Origin of the sequence: Bacillus sp. TSO22 (genome assembly GCF_020223595.1) — a bacterium.
Lineage (GTDB): Bacteria > Bacillota > Bacilli > Bacillales > Bacillaceae > Bacillus > Bacillus inaquosorum.
Genome location: NZ_JAHAWO010000024.1, coordinates 1 through 217, shown reverse-complemented (window position 1 = coordinate 217; position 217 = coordinate 1). Strand labels below are relative to the sequence as shown.

The window sequence follows — 217 nt, the reverse complement described above, 5'->3', positions numbered from 1 at the left end:
CGACTACCATCGGCGCTGAAGAGCTTAACTTCCGTGTTCGGTATGGGAACGGGTGTGACCTCTTCGCTATCGCCACCAAACAAATTGAGAGTGTTCTCTCAAAACTAGATAACAGGTGTGACATCATGATTAGAAATTTGGTTAAGTCCTCGATCGATTAGTATCTGTCAGCTCCATGTGTCGCCACACTTCCACCTCAGACCTATCAACCTGATCA

Annotated in this window: 1 rRNA gene; it reads right to left on the bottom strand. The window is 46.5% G+C overall.

Annotated elements, in window-relative coordinates:
• Positions 1–80, bottom strand: a 5S ribosomal RNA gene (gene rrf, locus KHQ79_RS22145); the annotation flags it as partial.
• Between the last annotated feature and the right edge of the window lie 137 nt (positions 81–217).